This window comes from Maribacter luteocoastalis (assembly GCF_048890225.1).
Classification (GTDB): Bacteria; Bacteroidota; Bacteroidia; order Flavobacteriales; family Flavobacteriaceae; genus Maribacter; species Maribacter luteocoastalis.
In genome coordinates, this window is record NZ_JBMFZG010000003.1 from 401,428 (window position 1) to 422,140 (window position 20,713).

At 33.9% G+C, this 20,713-nt stretch carries 13 protein-coding genes; 3 read left to right on the forward strand and 10 right to left on the reverse strand.

All coding sequences use genetic code 11. From position 1 onward, the window contains the following. Positions 1-176: 176 nt before the first annotated feature. The 3 genes from ACOCEA_RS09055 to ACOCEA_RS09065 all read left to right on the forward strand — a co-directional run bounded on the left by ACOCEA_RS09055 (position 177) and on the right by ACOCEA_RS09065 (position 1,898). On the forward strand, positions 177-500 hold the full coding sequence (locus ACOCEA_RS09055; RefSeq protein WP_420755908.1) for a hypothetical protein: 324 nt from the start codon (positions 177-179) through the stop codon (positions 498-500). Between the two features lie 117 nt (positions 501-617). Beyond that, positions 618-968, forward strand: coding sequence for a hypothetical protein (locus ACOCEA_RS09060; protein WP_420755909.1), 351 nt, complete (start codon positions 618-620; stop codon positions 966-968). A gap of 381 nt (positions 969-1,349) precedes the next feature. Next, a complete protein-coding gene (locus ACOCEA_RS09065) occupies positions 1,350-1,898 on the forward strand; it encodes a DUF4251 domain-containing protein (protein WP_420755910.1) in 549 nt (182 codons plus the stop codon). A gap of 815 nt (positions 1,899-2,713) precedes the next feature. Here the strand turns inward: ACOCEA_RS09065 and ACOCEA_RS09070 are convergent. The 10 genes from ACOCEA_RS09070 to ACOCEA_RS09115 all read right to left on the reverse strand — a co-directional run bounded on the left by ACOCEA_RS09070 (position 2,714) and on the right by ACOCEA_RS09115 (position 20,706). After that, positions 2,714-3,643 carry a hypothetical protein gene (locus ACOCEA_RS09070; protein ID WP_420755911.1) on the reverse strand — a complete coding sequence of 310 codons (930 nt, stop codon included), beginning with the start codon at positions 3,641-3,643 and terminating at the stop codon, positions 2,714-2,716. 3 nt (positions 3,644-3,646) lie between these two features. After that, on the reverse strand, positions 3,647-4,075 hold the full coding sequence (locus tag ACOCEA_RS09075) for a hypothetical protein (protein ID WP_420755912.1): 429 nt from the start codon (positions 4,073-4,075) through the stop codon (positions 3,647-3,649). Between the two features lie 338 nt (positions 4,076-4,413). After that, complete coding sequence (locus ACOCEA_RS09080; protein ID WP_420755913.1) at positions 4,414-6,411, reverse strand: DUF2779 domain-containing protein; 1,998 nt, start codon at positions 6,409-6,411, stop codon at positions 4,414-4,416. 124 nt (positions 6,412-6,535) lie between these two features. Further along, positions 6,536-8,758 (reverse strand): antiviral reverse transcriptase Drt3b, encoded by a 2,223-nt coding sequence (gene drt3b / locus ACOCEA_RS09085; RefSeq protein ID WP_420755914.1) that lies wholly within the window; start codon positions 8,756-8,758, stop codon positions 6,536-6,538. A 1-nt stretch (position 8,759) separates the two neighbouring features. Beyond that, positions 8,760-10,193 carry an antiviral reverse transcriptase Drt3a gene (gene drt3a, locus ACOCEA_RS09090; protein ID WP_420755915.1) on the reverse strand — a complete coding sequence of 478 codons (1,434 nt, stop codon included), beginning with the start codon at positions 10,191-10,193 and terminating at the stop codon, positions 8,760-8,762. A gap of 1,013 nt (positions 10,194-11,206) precedes the next feature. Continuing rightward, on the reverse strand, positions 11,207-12,490 hold the full coding sequence (locus tag ACOCEA_RS09095) for an OmpA family protein (protein ID WP_420755916.1): 1,284 nt from the start codon (positions 12,488-12,490) through the stop codon (positions 11,207-11,209). A 29-nt stretch (positions 12,491-12,519) separates the two neighbouring features. Then, entirely contained in the window at positions 12,520-15,804 is a 3,285-nt protein-coding gene (locus ACOCEA_RS09100; protein WP_420755917.1) for a hypothetical protein, read from the reverse strand. Positions 15,805-16,369: 565 nt separating this feature from the next. Beyond that, the gene (locus tag ACOCEA_RS09105) at positions 16,370-18,061 is read right to left on the reverse strand and encodes a leucine-rich repeat domain-containing protein (protein WP_420755918.1); all 1,692 of its coding nucleotides are present in this window, start codon (positions 18,059-18,061) and stop codon (positions 16,370-16,372) included. Between the two features lie 679 nt (positions 18,062-18,740). Next, positions 18,741-19,958 carry an ABC transporter permease gene (locus tag ACOCEA_RS09110; protein WP_420755919.1) on the reverse strand — a complete coding sequence of 406 codons (1,218 nt, stop codon included), beginning with the start codon at positions 19,956-19,958 and terminating at the stop codon, positions 18,741-18,743. Positions 19,959-19,962: 4 nt separating this feature from the next. Continuing rightward, entirely contained in the window at positions 19,963-20,706 is a 744-nt protein-coding gene (locus ACOCEA_RS09115; protein WP_420755920.1) for an ABC transporter ATP-binding protein, read from the reverse strand. Between the last annotated feature and the right edge of the window lie 7 nt (positions 20,707-20,713).

The following is a 20,713-nucleotide window of genomic DNA, read 5'->3' on the forward strand; positions in this document are numbered from 1 at the left end:
TAAAAGGTACAAAATTCTTTATCAAAAAATGAAGCTTAGGTTATCTATTTTAAAGGAAAATTAAAGTTGTGTTAAACGTGCCAATTCTCACGTTAATGCGTAAAACTGTATGCGAATTATTCGTAACTTAAAGGAAATTTCGCACAGTCAATAGAAATCTTAATACCAGAACTACTATGGAAAGTACTAGAGCAGAAGTTAAGATTACCGATTTAAACACCAGTGCATTGCGTGTAGAGCGCAGTTATAACAATCTTTTGCAATTTAAGACCAAACTAAACTCTTATTTATATGAGCCTACTACATATAAGCAATATACCATGAGGGAAGAATTGGCAAGAGGTGTAAATAACCAATTAAAAGTACACCTAGAGTTGCTTAATACCATAAAGGCTGGTGAGCTCGTGTCAGAAACAATAGTAATAATAAAAAGTCAACTCCGCACGGCAAAAATGCTGGAAGATGGTATTACGAAATATATCATGTCCCTTAATGGGTAAGGATTTTCTTTTGCCGATTAAATGACATCTTAATTCGATGAACAGTTCGTATGCTGGTCAATAAATAACAGTTTACATTTTTCTATTAATTTAGTGATAGACACTATATCGTATTGAATGAAAAAACTAGTATTTGCTGCCTTAGGGTGCAGTTTTATCCTTGGCTTAAATTCCCTAAAGGCCCAATCAGCCCAAAACGAAATCACAAAAACGGTAGCTCAAATAGGTGAAGAGGAAGAGGGGCCTATTATGTATCAATTTGAACCAGATTATGTCTCCGCCAAAACGGAACGGAGAAATTCCTTAAGAGCCAAAATAAGGGCATTAGATACCTTGCCAATTTCGGAACGTAAACGTTTAAAATTGGTCAAAGCTTTATATCGTGATTTGAATTCCGAAAAATTCGAAAAGACCATACTGGCCAACACCCAATTTGAAGACGATGAAATGGATGATGATTTAAAATAAACATTCAAATCATATATTTTATAGAGTTTGATACGATTGAGTTAGTGTTTCTTACTTAAAGTAATAGTTTAATAAATTTATGAATTGGCCACAAATACAATATTGATGCAATTTAGTTATTAGCTGGGGACATTTATGGCTCCTTGACTGCCCGTAGCTATGTCCCGATAGTTTAAGGGCACCACCTTCGAAGGACATGCTTGACACTGGTAGAGATCAAGTAAGGTTTAATATCGATTTATAAAATACAAACCGTTCTTTTAAGGGCGGTTTTTTTGTAGGTTTTTGATAGATTTTTTAGAATCATTTTTATCAATAAAATTAGATGCTTTTGGTATAAAAATTGCTGTATTACAGTTAGTTAACTATAAATTTAAAGTTATGACACTATATAGGATATTGGGGGTAGTTTTAATTGGCATCATGGTTTTAGGGTGTACTTCCTCACAAAAAACGGTTAGACCTAATCCCAGACTGGAGAAAATGGTAGCCGATCATGCATTTAAAATAGAGATACAAACGGCAGAGCCTATGGTAACTGCCGCTTTGGCACAAATTGCCAATAGTGGGTTACTGCCACCGGGCAATACCATGAACCGTATTGACGTTAAAGGGGATGGGTATTTCATTCAAATGGATGGAGAAAAGGTATCCGCGAACCTACCGTATTTTGGGGAGCAACAAATGGGTGGCGGTTATGGCACCGATGCAGGGATAGTATTTGATACCCAGGCTAGCGATGTTCAAATAGCAGAAAATGCGATGAAGCATAGCTATGATATAAGTTTTGATGTGAACGACGGTACAGAATCTTTTTCTATTACGGTTGAACTATCACCAAAATTAAATAGTACGGTACGCATTGCCAGTTCACATCGAAATAGAATTCGGTACACGGGAAAAGTAAAGGAGCTAAAGAACGTGGAATAGGTTTCCAGCGCATGGGCAGTTGGTTTGAAGCACGTGGTTAATTACGGGTCCCAAATATTTTATTTTACATACGCAATCGTTTTTAATTATCCTGTGAATGATTAAAAAGGTTGGCGGGAAGCAGTGATGGACTAAGTAAGATGTCGAGTTTTAAATATTCTATTTTACATACGCAATCGTTTTTGATTATCCTGTGGATGATTGAAAAGGTTGGCGGGAATCAGCGATGGACTGATAATCTATATGGTACTTTAAATATTCTATTTTACATAATATAAATTATAGTACAAATATGTTTATAGCGTAAAACGGCGCATACCTCGTATTTGATATAATTGTAGATATAGCGACACGCCAGTGTTCTATATCGTCAACAATTATGTCAAAGCCGTTTTACTGAAAAGTTTGTTCATATTCGTAAGCTATAATTCTATTATGTAAAATATCCCTCAACAGTTTTCTGTTTATTCAAATTCTCAACAGGGCCATTAAACTAATTAAGCGGTGTGCTGCGAACGGCGAAATAATTTATTTGTATCTATAATTTGCCGTTATGTAAAATAGCCGCTCGGCCAACGCTTATGGCTTTGATAAAAGTAAAATGTCTTCACATTTTCTTTTATATGCCATTTTCAGCCACTTGGCCAGCGCCATTAAAAGCTCAGCTTTCCGTTTTTATTGAAACCTTTTTGGTTTAATTGGAAATTTGGAAAAGAAAAATTTCATGGGCCTTTCGTCAGCCTGCCGCAAAAGCTTAAAATTTTGCTATAGCATAAATTTCTAAGCACTTGCTAAATCGTTTACTGATTTATACTTTAATTGTTTGTTATTGAATTTAAATCTAACTGTACTAAGGGAACCAATTTCTTTTTAAACTTATACAAACCAAACGTTTCGGAGCCTCCAATATGTATTGTATTAACACCTTTATTTTTCAAAAAATTACATACTTGATAACGCATGAAACTGGGAATACCTTTAAAATCAATATCTGCTAAAAAAGCTAATGAGGTTAACTCTTCCTGATTATTCAATACATTATCTAAGATGTTTAAGGCCACCAAACTCTTTTTGTAATACAAGACATAACCTTTAAGAACTTTAGCATTAGCTAATTGATTCAAAAGGAAAATATAAGGGGCGGCCAAATTAAATTCATTAAATAAAGGAGAGACGTTTCTATTGCTCCATTTACTAATGAGTTTTAGAGAATCTTTGTAATGTAAATCACTTTGATACTCCACAAAGAGAACTTCATTTCTGTCTACTTTGTTGACATTATATCGTAAATCTTTAAAGCTCTTACCCTTCATTTTCACGACATTTTCTACTGAAATAATGACTGACGGATACTTCCAATCCAACAACTTCTCTTCTACCGTATTTAATTTATACTTTTCAGAAATTCCTTTAGCGATAAAATCTTGATGTATTTTATCACATCTTATTATTCTAATTTTACTTTTGAAAAGATTACTACTTGAACCAAGAAGAGAGTTTAAAAAAGAAACTTCCTCTTTGTTCGACGGAGGAAATATAATGGTTTCATCATCCAAGTTTGGATGTTCTGAGAATATAATAGAATTGTTATCATCTATGACTACTTTTAATCCCTTTCTGCCTGTTAGCAAAAAATAATATGGTGAATTTAGATAAGAGTCCTTTTGATTATCATACTTAAATAAGTAAGGTAAAAGTTCGTCGGAATTCCTAATTTCCAAAGATTTAAAAGTATCAGTTTGCATAAGTCAATCCTCTAAACTTCTCTCTTGAATCTTTTCTGCGAGCCATCTAAAATCGTCATGAGCTCTTTTCCTCTTACTCTTTCCAAGTTTTCCATGTGTATCAAATTCTCCGTCCAACCACTTGAGATAGTTTCTTACGTCCTTGTTCTTGTAAACCTGGATAATTTCGAAAAGAATGTATTCAATATCTTTTAGAGGCATTGTTTCTGTCCTAACCATTCTTCCTATTACATCATATCGATATAGAATTGTATCTAACCATCTTTCCTCATCGCTGCCTTTGAATTTCTCTATTTTTTTATCATCGAATTCGAATTCAAACTTTTCATAGTCAATTTTATAGAAGAACTCTCTTATTTTATCATCAGCAAATAAATCGTTAGTTAAATCATATATAAATCTGACTCTATTGACCCTTGATGATTCTTTCATCTGCTTAAAAGTTTGCCAAATAGCTATAATTGCTAGAGCGAAACCTACTATTTGAACTATAGTGTCTACCGTTATTTCAGAGTTAAAAGTCATTTTGTAAAGTATGTTTTAAATATTAATACTATTCTTTTTTCTTGATAAAAAAGAAACAAAAAATCAAGAAGAAAATATGCTTCCCCGCTCCCTTTGTGTCTTAATAGCTTCGCTATTTAGGCGTTCCACGCCCCAACACAAAGCCCAGGGCAATGGCTCTTTGTGTCAGCCACAAATTCACTCCCCTACTCGCCCGCATTTTCTTCTCGCCACTACCCTTAAATACTGTTTAAAATTCTTCAAAACTAAGATTGCCCAGGGTTATATTTTATACTACTAAATCGAGCAACATTGTCTCTTAAAAACTCGTAGATCATAACCATTGCTAAAGTATCCAGTTCGCAATACATTAATAATGCCCTTCTTATTTCTAGCCTTTCAGCATCACTCATTTCTTGAAACTGTAATTTCGAGTATGCTATTAATGCGGCACCTCCATTGTCTACTCCTTCCAAATCTGAAATTAAATTATCCAGTTGATCCTCACTCCAATTATCAAATAAATGTGGTAAGCTTTTATATGGGCTAATAACTTTATTATTCTCATCATATTCAACAAACACCTTACTATCATTAAAATTCAAACTAGATAAAGAAATCTCTTTTATTGGTTTAGAATATTTGCTTCTTAAGTACTCACTAGTATTTAAAACTGCTGGTAATATTGCTTTGATAGAATTTGAACCTTTCGTTTGAGGTTCATAATAATATAGTTTAACTAGCTCACATAAGTCTATCATGTCTCTTTCTCCCACCCATGTAATACTACTTCCTTTTCTTGAATGGCTAATAGACTGAATGAAAACAATCAATTCTTCCTTATCCTTTTCATTTGAAGATATCAATTGCTCATAAATTGCATTAAGAACCGTATTTTCATGATATGAATATCTAAATATGCTTCCTTTATCTGAGGATAAGGAGCTCTTTAAGCTTCTCAAAAAATCAAAATTTGGAAAACTACCTGCTTTAGTATTAAGATATTCAGATTCATGTGAAATTTTTCCATCCTTCGAAACTTTATGATGTGAATATTGAAAAGCAATTTGCTCATAAGGTCTTTTTCCTTTATTAAATGGAATTGCAACTGTAGATGTTTCAAAATCAATAAAATGCAAAGGGAATTTCCAGCCGCTAATCTCTAGGTTTAACCCCTCAACATCGATATAAGGTGTATTGTCATTTTCTTTAACTTTACTTATTTGTATCCACTGTCTTTCGGATAATGATAGTCCATAAGGTTTTGACACAATAGATATATCATCTGCCGAAATATTTTTCATAAAGTATATTCCCTCTTTCATCAATTTGGAAGCTGACTTAAAATTACCAACTTCATATACTTTTGGGTCATTAATAATTTTTTGTTCCGGAATATTTAATTGTTCTGTCCAACACTCAACAAATCCGCTCTTTAAATTGGTCTCATTAACCGTATAGAATTCACAGCTTTTACATTTTACGTTTAAAGGAGTTTTCATCTTGATATCCTTTGAATAATTATCTGTAAATAAAGAAACAGCATCATCAAAGGATAATTCTTCATTATATTTAAAAACTCCAGATTTAATATTGTAAATAATTGATTGAACAGGAACTTTAGCTAATATAGATTCTCCTATGTCATTTTTAGTAGTTCCTTTCTTAACAACTATTCCCGTTCGATTATTTGAATTAGATGTTACTCTAAATTTTTGATTCAAACCATCAACCGTTGCTGTTTTACTTTTGTCAATTAACATTAGAAAAGGTTTAATTGACCAATTTGGGAAGTTATTTTGTATAACAAATTCTTGAAAAGCAATGTCAAACATATAGGCCTTCCATTCACTTCTTAGCCCTCCCCGTTTTCCTAAAATAGAATATTCTTCATTGGAATCTATTGATTTTGCTTTGACTTCAATTAATTCTATTTCATCACCTTTTTTGACTAAAATATCTACTCTGACAAAACAATTATTATACAAAAAGGCAGGTTCGTAAAGAATAACATTCTCCTGTTTTAATAATTCATTGGTTTTTTCCAATAATAAATTATACTCCCATGGTTTACCTTCAAGAAGTATACCTCCATCAAACTCCAATCTAGCCAATTCCTCAACCTGAAAACCGCCTTGGGCCAATGCCTCAAGAAAATCATCATCTTTTTTTTGATTGGAATATTCCTTTTTATTTGTATAATAAAGTTTGGTTGGACATTCCAAACCTAATTTGAACCTTGATTTAGATAAATATCTTTTCATTGATACAAATAAAAAAAGTTAGTCCCAGATAAAACTAACTTTGTGATTGTCTTTTAACGGACATATTAGAACGCTTGTGTGTGGCAATCGAAATTGCAAATTCCATCTGGTGCGTCCTTTTTTATTAGGAATAAGGCTCTAATGAGCTTTTAGCATTCATTTCTTCAACTAAATTAAAATTATCCCATTTTGTAAACCAATACCTTTGTTTCATAACAAATTTAATGAACTCTTGTTTATCAGTTTTAATATTAAATAAATCTAATATCCTCCTTTTGAAGCTATAATTATCTTCATTAAGATAGGGACAACTAATTAAATCAAAAAATAAAAGTACCAATTCGGAATATTTGGTTCGCTTATCTTCTTCTATAGCTTCTATTTTGCTAATTATTGCTTTTTTTAATATCTCCTTAAGTACGGTATATTCCTTAATATTTTTAAAATAAAAAAGTAAAACTATAATTACAAAATAGTTAATGCTATTTCTAAAATCATATACATCTGTACCATCATCTTGTTTCACTAATTTTAAATTAAGGTATTTGACAAGCTGTTCTTTAGTTAATCTATATTCTTTACCCAGCTCTTTTAATACAATTAGAAGATATAGCGTTTCAATCTGTAAATGCTCATCTATTTTACTCTTATCAAGTATCAAGGTTATTTCATCTAAAATTTTTTTAAACACAACTTCTTGATTCAACTTATCGAATTGATTTATCAATTTATAAGTTTTGCCTTCTATAGGTTCATCAAACTTGAACCTATATCTTTTTTTAAATGACTTGATAATAAAAGATAATATACCAACTAATTTAATTGTGGAATTGACCTTGGGAGAAACACCATAGAGAAAAAAAACAAAATCAAGCATTTCAACAATATATTTAGTAAAATTTGATTCTTGTTTTATTAATTTTTTTTCTTCCTCTTTAGTTAATAAACCACTGAATTTATCTTTGTCCAGTCTTCTTTTATGTTCCTCATATTTTTTAATGTCACGTAACAGATTACTTCTAAAAACCGCTAAAGTATAGTTCATGATATCTTTATAGGCAACCTTTGAGACTACTACAATTGTTTTGAATTCAGTAATCAACTTGTTTGAATTACACCTTATATCTACATCACTTACTAATATTTTTTTTCTTGGAATAAAATCTTTATCGGATATCTTGTCTTCTGGGATTTCTTTATCTTCTCTCTCCTTTTCTTTTAAAATTTTAAACTTTATTCCATCATTTAATAGATTAACAACTTTATTCTTTGCAATTGTTATTTCTGTAATCAGAGGTTTATCATAATCCTTAGTTTTTGAATTATTTAATGAAAGTTTAAATTCCTTTAATAGGATTTTATAGTTATTCAAAATTTCTTTTTTGGTTTCTTCATTGTTATAGAAAACAAAAAAGTCATCAACGTACCTATAGATTTCATAATCTGTCTTTTGATAAATCTTCTTCTCTTCTCTTAATATCTTTTCAATTCGTTTATCAATGCTTTGTAATATTAGTTCGGCAAATATTCTAGAAAATTCAGGACCAATAATAATTCCATTGGTTTCTCCATAATTAGTGTTCTGCATGAATTTGTCAAACTGTCCAGCGAATGTTTTGGTATCCTTATTTTGCTTTACAAACTCCTTGTCCGCTAAGGCCCATGAAAGGGAGTGGGTATAAATACTATCGAAGCATTTAGCAATATCAAACTTTGACATTTTATCATACTTCTTCTCAGCGCGATGGTAGATATAATGTTCGTAGAACTTATAAATATTAGAAAATCTTTTATAGGTAAAGAACGTTTTCAAGCTTTTATATTCTTTTCCACTTTCCTCTACAAAATCATCCTCGTCTCCCCTATTCTCAACATATGTATTGTCATTTGTATAAACGAACTTCGCAATATTATCAGGTTTTCTTATGGAGTACGGACTTTCTTTAGAATAATAAAGGATTAATTCTTTATATCGCTCATAGAATGATACCAGCTCAATTTGGCTTTTGGGATGTGGAATTGCTAAATCTCTAAAATCCTTTTCTTTATGTGTTATCTTGTAATTGAAAGCGATTTTCCTAAATGAATTAAGTTTGCGACCATTTCTGTGTGATGTCCCATTAGCATCGAAAAGTATTCTTATTACTTTCTGGATACTATTTTCATCTTTACAGTCAATCCAGCTAAAGGAGTTATCTCCAAAATCAAATTTTATTTTATGATTAACTAAAAATTCGTAGAAATGTCTATTTGAAAATATTATGGGTGTTTCATATGGAAGTACATCACTTAAAATAGCTCTTTCAATTGCGTATTTAATCGGTAATTTTAATTTGCTTCTCTTCATTTTATTTCCAAATTGAAATTACTCGTTCAAAATTATTGTCCAACTTCTTTAGCTCTTTTAAAGGAGCTGGTCTTAAATCCGAAATATTCTTTCGTTTGGAATTAATATTAAAAAAGGATTTGTTTATGAAACCATCTTTAAAACTATAACTCTTGAGCTTTATATTTAATTTAGGGTATAATGCAACTGGTAATTTTTCATCGACTAATCTTTTTAATTCACTGTCAAGGAAATCTAAATCAGAACAATCGTTTTCAATTAAACTATTTGAATAGTATATTCCAACCAATCCTTTTTTTGGCTTATGTAAACGTGTGTTTTTTGTTAGGTAATTCATTCTATGAATCAATAATTTTGAAGCTTCATTTTGGGAATAATCCTTTTGGATTAAATATGTGTCTATTGTTTTTTCAATACGTCGGACATATTTGTTTTTTTTATTTTCAGAAAGTGCAGTTCCTAAATACTTTTTATTCTCAATTCTAAAAATATAACCCAAGAAAACAATCTCGAATAAATCATTTTTCCCTGTGTCAATAATTTTTGTCTTATCAGCACTCTCATTTAAAGTCAAACCATATTCCTCAACAATCTTTCTAACTTCTTCCAAATACTTTTCTTCGGTAATTTGCCAATTGGGGACATAAACAATCACAATATCATCGACATATCGAGCGTAATAGCCTACATTGTTACTTCTTTTAATTTTATTGTCAATCTCTCGCATAAATAGTTCTGCTAGATATGCGCTGATACCGGCCCCTCTTGGTATACCCCTTCGCTCTTCCTTAGGTGTGTCTAATTGATTTGTAATTTCGTTATAACTATAGAGCAAACTCTTAATTAAGGTTTTAGATTTTGGACTTAATAATTGATTATCATTTATCATGCTCAACAACTTCTCTTGAAGAACACTTTCGTAAAAACCTCTTATGTCAGTTCTCAATATGATTTTTGGGTAGTCATCTTTTATCAAACTTTGCAGTTGTTTAGAAATCAAATATCTATTGCCTTGTTTAACTTTAAATGTCCTTTTTATATTAAACTGCAATTGTTTCATTGCAAAAAATGAAGCCCCATCATTTCCAGTAGGATATACATGCTTTCCACTCTCTTCGTGCAGGAATTTGGAGAAAACAAACTTAAATTCCTTATCGTTTACATTTTTCACATATTCTTGTAAACTAATTTCTAGTTCATTTTTTTTTCTGTCCTCAATATCCTTTTTTATTTCATTAAGCTTTAAAAGATATTCATCCTCCTTTTCAATATCTCCTTTACTTCTATACTCTTTAATAATTTTTCTTTGATTCTTTAATTCATTGGAGAGAGCATGAAAATTTTCAGAATAGTATTCTTTAATAAAGTTTCCTTTTCGATTTTCTATTTCAAATATTTTGGTAAAGTTTTCCAACGAGAACGACTGGTCAAGCATATATTTTTAATTGTTTTTTATTTTATGAACTATCCGTTTCAAATGGAAGTGTTTTGTTTATGAACAAATGGTAATTATATAAGGGGGAGAGTTTAAATATAATAAATTTTAACAAGTAACTTATTACGGAAATTTGTTGTTTTTAAAGAGTAAAGAAGAATATTCCCACTCCATACACTTTTACCTTCCCCACTCTGCGGGTTCGGCAAAACAGTATTCCATTATATTTTTTAAAAGGAAATTTTAGGAGAAATTTTTCAGGGAGATCTGTACAAACTTTCGCTTTTACCAAAGCTCAAGTTACATAACGCGGTACATTATAGTACAGATTGGTATATGTCGTAAAACGGCGCATGCTTGTATTTGATATAATATCAGATATGTCGCCTTTAGGTTCATATCGTCAGATATTATGTCAAAGCCGTTTTACTGGAATGCTACTTAACGGCTGTAGGTCATAATTACTCACGGCCATTATATTTAATTTAAAGGGGTTCGTGAATGCTTCGCATTTCAATTATGTAAAATATCCCTCAACATTTTGTTATTTATGGGAATTATGAACAGGGTCATGAAACATTCCCTAGCGGTCGGTTGCGCCACATCTTTTCATTTGTATCTATAATTTGCCGTTATGTAAAATAGCCGCTCGGCCAACAGCACATTGCTTTTTAAAATCAAATTGCTATTGGCAATTTATTTTAAACACAATCTCCAGCGGCTTGGCCCACGCCAAAAAAAGCAAAACCTTTTCACCATTTTCAAATTCTCGTCTTGCTTCAAATTTCCGTCAACAAATTTTTCACGACCATTTCGTCAGCTTGCCGCAAAAGCTAAAAATTACTCTGCGAGATAATTTCTTAGCACTTGCTACTTCTCGTCTCTATTTCAACAATTACTTAAGGTGTTTCTCACATTATGTAAAAGTCGACTCTTTGTGTCGTTTCCGCCTCCTCTTTAAAGAAATTCACCTTTTGGGGTCAAGATTTGTCATATTAAAAATTTTAGGCTAGTCAATCCTTTCGAAAACATTCGAATATACTCAAATAGGAATAATTTTTATTAAGTCTTAAATCCCAGAATCTTAGTAATTGCTTTTCCCACTTATTTAAATAATATACCTTTCCTCTTGGAGAGAATTGTTTCTCCATACCTTTGTTTTCAAGTTCGGTCATTTTAAAAACAAAATCTTGAAGAGTAAAAAAGAGTCTTTCAGCTCTTTTATACAGCTCGATATCATTTGGTTTCGAAGTATAGTAAAATTTCAATAATATTTGCCTTCCGTGCTTCATATCATTATAGCTCGGAATCTCTTTCTTAAATTGTAAAGCACTTCTCCATTCCTCAACAGTTAAAAACTTGTCATCTTTTACAACATCACCCATGTCATTAATGAATTTTTTATATTGTTTATAGAAATCCGGGTTCAATCTATTTTTTTTTTGTTCCAAAACATCTAAGACAATGCTTTGAACATCTCTAATAGCAAGATTAGCGGGAAGATGATATACTACACTTATGCCAACTAATCTATTTTTTCCTTCAGGTTGGTCTGTATTAATAACTGGATCTCCCTCTCCTTGAGTTATTACATCTTCGTCTTTTATGGAAACATATCTTACGATTTTTTTTAAATAAAGCGCCACGTTCCAAGCTCTTTTAGCACCTAGATCAAAGTTATATTTCTCATCGCCAACCAAATCCGTTCTACCATCAATTAGTATTTTTTTTACCGGTTTATAATGCTCTGAGGTTGGTTGATTATAGGTTCGTTTAATGTATTGTGAAAGGTATCCTAACTTAGATTTATGTTCTCTTGTAAGATTACTTTTGTCAAAATCAAATTGATCCACAACAAATACATTTTCTCCGAATGCGTATTCACTAGCCAACTTGGGAATGGATATCAGCAAGATTCTATAGTCAAAACTCTTTCTATAAAATTTAAGTCTATTTAGCTGTCGATTTAATTTACGGGGGATATTTAAATATAATTCTAGATTAATAATCAGAAAATCCTCTTCAGGAAATAAGCTTTTCAGTCTTTCTTTTTCATTATCTATAATTTCTTCGATATCGTGAAACAGAAGCACCTTTTTGAAATTATATTCATTCAATCCTATCTGATAATTCACCATGGTCATTTGTACGTTAATCCAGCTTGGAATAACTTTCCATTCATAATAAATTCTTTCTAAAAAAGGAACTCTATTACTATTTTCCAATAATACATCTATAAGTCCCCCGATTTTTTTTAATTGAAATTCTCTGGAGACGATACTTACGGGTTTATCCATGTTTGCTTATGATGTATATGATAGTAAAATCAACCCATATTATTTAAATTCCCATCCTCCTGCAAATACACCAAACTAGTAGGTACCTCCACCACCCATGGCTCTCCAACGTATTTTGGCCCCAAGGTGACACCAATGCCACTGGCATTTTCTCCCCGATAGGCATCCCTTAAGAGGATTTTTTTCTTGGTCTCGACCGCGGCAATTCGGTAAGATTCTAAGTTGATTAATAACTCCCTGTCGACATCATCTTCAGAAAAATCGGTATCATCGTCACCGATGACCTCTTTTTTTCCTTTCTCAACTTCAATAGTACCCGGTCTTTCGGTAAAATCATTATCCAGTTGTTCTTTCATCTCTTCGAGAATGGAAATTGTTGGCAATAGCGAAATATCCTCGGTTCCTTCTTCTTCACATATTGGTGCATCTTTCTCTATCCAAGGTGTTCCTCCCATAAGGATATAATGTAATATTGCCTTTTCGAAACCTGGGCGTACGGGAATCCAAACCCTGGCATAACCCGCTTTTAAGAATTTTTCAAATACGGGGTCAGTATCCTTTAGATGCATCATATCGACCCATTTGTCTTTTCTACCCCAAAAATAATCGTAGAATAAATAGGTGGTGTGTCGCCACTCAAAAGCTTGTTCGAAAAATCGAACAAATGACCCTTCTTCAGCAGCATCTTGTAAATCCATTTCGGGATAACCTAGGCCTTGTCCATAATCTTGATCCATAGCATTAAAACTTTCATATTGTTGCCCTGTAAGAATGGAAATTGCCTGCTTTTTCAACTCTGATTTTTCTACCTCCCGATTGATAATAGGATTCTTTCCTTGTATGTCCACATCAGTTTGAAACGCCTGGGTCTGTATGGCCTCCTCATAGTCAAGCCTTAATGAATTATAGGCATTCATGATGGCATCAAATGTATCTATTTGCCATTGTTTAAAAGCATTATCTTTCCGTTGGCATTTAATGGCAACGTTTAGTATAGCAAATAAATAAATATCAGACGCATAGGTCATCGCAATTTTAAATTCGCCTTCTTCGTCATCTAATTGAATTTCATTTAAAAGTTCATGTGGTTTTTTGGGGTCATCAAAGCTTAGCTCACTATTAAATGGATATGCGCTGTTTTCGTAGACTGGAACAGCTATTTCTCCACCAAAGTTGGTAGTTGCAGTTTCGTATTTTTTAAAAGCTCCTGGGTGAGTTGTAGCTTGTTGAGATAAAAGAATATTATTGCCACAGGTTATCCTTATTCCAAAATTTGAATTACTATTACCACTAACACCAGATTTTTCATGTCCTCTACCAGCCGCAATCACATATTCAGCAGTAATTGCCTTATAGTCTTGAGGGATTGTGATTATTTCCGATTTTTCACCTGATTTTGGATTAGAAGAATCTGGAGCGAAATGCTGGGTAAGAGTACCTGATTTCACAATAAACATAGGCGGTGGCGGCACAATATCACTTACCCCATATTTACCAACAAAGCACATATAAGTTGTTGCATCTAGGTCAGAAGGTTTTAATGGAATAAATATACCATTTTGACAAAACCCCGGTTCATCTGGTTTTTCGATGGTAATATCATTATTGGGTTTTTGTTCAAGGGCATAACGGTAAAAAGCACTAGGCTCGGGTATCATGAACTCTAGCATAGAGCGCTTACCATAGTTGACCACTTGGGCTTTATAAAACTTGTTGATCCACCGATAAATACCTGCGATATTTTTTGGGTTATTCTGTGTATTATCAATTTTATGCTTATTAATAATCTCTACTTCTGAAATATCCGTTCTAGATCGCCTTTTCAACACCCGTTCTCTAATCTTTTGAAGAGATCTATTGACAACATCTTTTGAATACGTTGAAGCCGAATTCCTGCTTTCCTCTATGGCATTGTTGCTTGAGTAATTACCAGAAGCTTCTACAGTTACTGGACCATAAGTTCCAGTGGTGGTTACACCCGCGTCTTTACTGATGTCTTGACTTATTGTCTTGGAGGTTTCTGATTGCAGTTCAAAGCGATCTGTTGTTTCCAATTCTTTTTCAACTTCCTCCGATCTTTCTGTTTCTTCGAATATGGTTTCTTCCACACGATGCAAATCCCTATGCTTTCTTGATTTGCTTTCTCCTTTAAGTACATTTTCAATATGGGCAATTTCTCCTGTTTCATATTTTAAAAATTCTTGACGAACAATCATTAAATCTTGCATTCCAAGTGGAACAACCTTGCCTTTTGTGCGTCCGGTAAAATTGTTTTCTGCCTTTTTATCTACAACTACGACAACTGGACAAGGCCCACAAGTTTTCTCTACACGGATAGCAGGATCAGGAGGAATAGCATCTGCTCGAAGTCCGAAGGCGTCATTAATTCTAAGTGATATCTTATTATTCTCGGTTTCAATCGCGTTTACGATGAAAGTAATATCCAGAGAATCATCTGAGACCTTCAAATCATTTTTAACGACATTTTTTGTTTTTACACTTAGCCTATCGAATTTTTTAGAAGGTATAAATGACAGTGACAGTTTAGGTTTATTGTTTTTCCTAGCATTATTTTTTTCTTCGAAAAGATGTTTGGAATAAGCTGCCTTGAGTTCTTCTATGGCTTCGTTATTAATTTTGAGCTTTTCTAAATCACTATTTATTTCCGTAGTTCTTTTTTTGATTATTTCTTTTCGCTCTTTTCTAGCTGCTTCCCTTTTTTCTCGTAATTCAGAGTTTTTATTAGGAATTGGGAATAAAGCACTGGGTAATAAAATAGTGGTGTTTAAAATTTTACGAATAGCCGTGGTATCTACATTTTTCTTTTTGGCAAGAAGTTCCAATAAAAAGATAAGCCGTCGGGCTCTCATTAACTCGCTGCGCAAACCCGGCTGTTTTGGTTCTATAATAGACGCTACAAGAAGGCTCTCAGTAATTAAGTATTTATCTTTTTTAAAATCTGATGACTTGACCAAATCGGATAGCGAACCAAACAACTGTTTCGATTTCTCAACTAAGGCTTTTTTATTGATTTTATTCTGAGTCAACAACCACTCACTAAACTTGGGAATCTTGGTCGTTAATTCAGATAGTTGCTTTAATGTAAGGTTGTTGTTATCATTCTGCCTTTTTTCTAGAAAGGAGATAAATTCCTCTCTAGTCGGATTTTTCTTTTTGACCTCAAGAAGACTTTTATAATTAGGATATTTCTCAATGGGTTCATCAACAAGATGGATAACCGAGGTTTCAAGTTTTTCAGAAGAATAGCGTTTTGGATTGCGGACAATTGAAAATCTGAATATTTCTTCCTGCATGATTGTTTTAATTTATTCGTTTCAAATAATCTAAAATCTTGATTTAGCATCAATGAAATAGAATGAGTTTAATTTCAAAATCAAATATTTTTCAATATTTAATTTAGTACAAAGGGGGAAGGTAATTTTAATAGAGGAGTATAATTATCCTTCAAAAACGTGAAGAGTTAAAGGAAAAATTAGTACCTAGTTAAATATAGTCTTTTTTAACATAAATCCATGTATATCAAATACATAAATTATTGAACCAATTTAGTCTACAGTAATTAGCGGATTAGAACTTTGGAGTTTGGCAGAAAAAAACCATTCCACACACATTGCCTTCCCTCCTTCTACCGTCGGTCAGTTAATAAGTGTTCCATTACCTTTTGAGAAGAAACTTTTTAGAAGAAAAATTTCAGGGAAATTTGTAGAAGAAAACTTTGCTTTACCTAAGCAAAGTTACATAACGCGGAACATTATGATACAGATTGATATATAAGTATTTTGGATTTCCGACCAACACGGTAAATTAGATAGGACAGTGAGAATGTGTATAACAATTAACCGGGTTGCTAACAACGCACTAGTTGTTATTAAAAGTCCAGCTGTAATCCGCTACTAGTTCATTGAGCTTTACTATCGTTGTAGGGTCAATTTCTGCGAACCCAGGAGTATTTTGATAATCAATATATCCGTTCATGGTCGAAGTTAAAATCGCATGATCATAGATTTGTGAAAGTATGATATCCAGCTCTGCAGCACTAAATTGATTCGCCCCTATATGAGCAACAAAAACTTTGGAATTAGATACCAAATTCAGCTCGCTTAGCATATTATTTTCGACCGTCAAGTATTCAAGTTCTGTATTGCTAGACAGGTTTAGAGTACTTAGTTGGTTGTCATCAATATATAAACCATTCAAATTCAAATTAGTTGATAAATCGATACTTGCGATTTGGTTTTGAAACAAATCGATACGTCTTAATTCTGGGTTATTGGAAACATCCACACTCGTAATTTGATTACCCCCAGCAATAATCTCAAGGAGATTCGGGTTTTGGGAAATATTTATCGCTGTAAGGGCATTATGGTTTAAATTAACAAGGTTTAGGTCTATGTTATTGGAGAGGTCTATCGAATTCAATTGATTTTCCCACGCATTCAATACGCGCAGCTTGCTATTATTGGATACATCGAGGTTCGATAATTGATTCGCTGTGACATTTAGGTTTTCCAAATTCAAATTTGATGATACATCAATGCTAGTTAAGGCATTATCATCCACAAAAACTTCTTTCAAATTCGGGTTGTTAGTAAGATCAATACTCGACAATGCATTTCTGCGTAAAGACAAGTTTTCTAAAACCGTATTCTTTGAGATATTGATATCGGTCAATTTACCTGTATAAATGCCCAAGTCCTTCAACAAGAGTAATTTGCTCACATCAATACCTAATACGTTGGTTTGATATTGATAGGTTTCGTTTGGGATTTCCCCAATAAAACTTAAGGTTTCAATAGCAGCAACAGGTCCACTTACGTTTATTGTAAATTCACCGTTTTGAGCATACGTATGCGATATCTCGTTTTCGATTCCAGACCCGTTAATGGTGGATACGTATTCTTCTACAGTACCATCCCCCCAATCTACTAAATAGATGGACCCAGTGATTGATTCTAATTTTAATGTCTTTGTTGTAAGCAACTCAGATTCATCGACAACCACGCTAAAGAAATCAGTATTTTTAGGGAATGTTAAACTTAATCCTGAATACCCAAAATTAACGGATGTATAACCCGCCGTATTGATGTTTTCAGTAACGGTTTCCCTCGTTTTATCGGATGTTACTACAAAATCAAAGGGTAATGGTTTAGTCGTGAATTGGGCTAAGACGGAACCTTCTTTCGGGGCAATTAAAATTACAACATCATTTGCATCAGTAACAATGAATTCTGTTACTGCATAAGTGCCAGCTTCTAAAGTAATTTCATTAGTTACATAGCTGTCACCATCTTTGACCAATACAACTTTTTCTCTTGTAAGAATAGAATTTCCACTAGCATCATTTATACTCAAAAGAACAAATGCGGGGTCTAGTTTTTTTTGATTTCCAACGGATTGGCTTTTTGCAGTTAAATCCTTATCCTCGATTCGAAATATTTGTTTACCTACTAATGCTATATTCGGTTCGTCTACTAACGTTGGTCCATCATCATCTGAAGAACAAGAAATTATAAAAACGGACAACAAAAGAACATATAGTATTTTTTTCATAATGTACGAGACTTAGAATTGTTGATTACTAATCTCTAACGTAAAACTAATAAGCAAAGTATTGGGCTTATATATAATCTGAGATTCCCATTCCACCCACATTTATTCATCACTAGTTATTTTTTAATAAGGAATTCATGAAGCTTCGCTTTCACTCCCCTCCTGCCGTCGGCTCACCTCGACTCCGCTCGGCACAGGTCGCTCAAGGACCACCTTCGACTACGTTCAGGGACCGTTGTCAGCCAGGAGAATACCTGTTCTATTCCCATTTTAAAAGATAGTTTTTAGAAAAAAAAAAAGAGAAATTGTAACAACTAAGCTAGAGGGCTTTGCGTATAACGCCGCATGCTTGCATTTGATATCATATTAGGATGTAAGGGATTATTTGGGACCAGGTAAGATACCACTTGACCATCATTTATTTATGAGGGTCCACAAGCCTATGCGCTAACAAAAGAGTCACTTTAGCCCAAGAATGCGTTTAAAAATGCGAAGTTCACATGCATAAAACGTACTGAGGGCTTTTCGAAAGGTTTTTTCTTTTGATGTATCTTTCATGGTACTAAAAGTTTTGTGTATACCATTGGTATGCACCAACTGAAGATTGTCACACAAAACCCGATTTATTTTTTTAGAATCACTAAACTACCAAGTGTTATTTGCCTCGGGTGCTATAACATCATTCATAGCGTAAGGCATCAATAGGATTTAACAAGGCTGCCTTACGGGCAGGGAAATACCCAAAAACAACCCCTACCAAGACCGAGAAACCAAAACCGATCAAAATGGAATTTACCGCTGTGGGTATATAAAAATTGGTCGCCTTATAAATAATTTGATTGCCTATAATGCCGAGAATGATGCCTAAAAAACCACCTGTTAAACTCAGTACAATGGCTTCTATTAAAAACTGGGTCAGAATATCGCTTTCCCTTGCACCAATGGCCAAACGGGTTCCTATTTCACGGGTACGTTCCGTTACGGAGACCAACATAATGTTCATAATACCAATCCCCCCAACTATAAGGGAGATACTGGCAATAGCCCCTAAAATTAAGGTTAAGATACCGGTTACATTTCCTGTTATCTCTTGAAGTTCTACTTGGGTCATAATTTCAAAATCGTCCTCCTCCCCTTCTAAAATACGATGTGATTCCCGTAACAACTCGGTAGCCTCAATCTCAGCATCGGCAATATGATCTTCGCTTAAGGCACTGGCCATAATCATATTGTAGCCTCTTCTACGTCCGTAAAGTCTATTTTGAATGGTGGTATAGGGTGCTATGAGCATATCATCTTGATCTTGCCCCATAGTGCCTTTTCCTTCTTCTTTTAAAAGCCCTACAATGGTAAAGGGTACTTGGTTGATCCGTATTTGGCGTCCTACGGGATCCACCCCTGCAAAGAGCTCCCTTTTAATGGTTTCACCTATGACACAGACCTTACGGGCCGTTTTTACATCCTCCTCCGTAAACCCATCCCCAGAAATTAGTTCCCTGCTCAATATGTCAAAATAATCTGAAGAAACCCCGTAAACGGTGGTGGATTTATTTCCTTGCGGACCAATGGCCCGTACGCCATTGGCTACCATAGGGGATAATTTGGACATCCAAACGGAGTTTTTTTGCAACATATCAAAGTCCCTTTCATCGATAGGCCTTCCCATTCGTACATCTATACCTCCCCTATGCTCTGTTTTGGTGCCGATCATTAATAGATTTGTGCCTAAGCCCGATATTTGGCTCTGTACCTCTTGCGTGGCCCCTTCTCCTGCAGAAATGGTCATAATAACCGCCGCAACACCAATAATGATACCGAGGGTGGTAAGTAAGCTTCGCGTCCTGTTCTTGTTGATGGACTGAAAAGCGACCTTGACTGTTTTTAGCAACTGTTTCATTTTCTTAGGGGGTTAGCTCCAACTCCTGTAATGCACTTTCTTTCGTACTTCTGTTTTGTATCCATTCATCGGTCAATACACGACCATCCCTTAAATAAATCATGCGTTTTGCGAACTGGGCAATTTCCGGTTCGTGGGTAATCATTAAAATTGTTTTTCCCGCATTGTTGAGACGGACAAACAAATCGGCAATCTCAATACTGGTTCTACTGTCTAAATTTCCAGTAGCCTCATCGGATAGGATCAATGACGGATCGTTTACCAAAGCCCTGGCGATAGCAACACGCTGTTGTTGTCCGCCAGAAAGTTCATTGGTTTTATGATGAACTCTATCTCCTAACCCCACTTGTTCCAATGCTTTTTTTGCACGTTCCCTTGAATTGGAAAAACGACCCGTTCTGTCATAAACCAGCGGTAACTCCACATTTTCGAGCGCTGTGGTGCGCGATAACAGATTATAACTTTGAAAGATGAAGCCTATTTTTTGATTTCGGATATCCGCCAACTGATTTTTATTCAGTTGGTTTACATGCACACCGTCCAAATAATAAGCGCCCGATGTGGGTTGGTCCAAACAGCCCAAAATATGTAACAAGGTAGATTTGCCCGAACCCGAGGATCCCATAAGGGCTACAAACTCGTTTTCTTCAATGGTAATATTGATGTCCGTAAGCGCATGCACTTCAATGTCCCCATTTTTAAATACACGGCCCAGATTTTTGGTTTCTATCACGTTCTTGTTTGGCATATGGGTG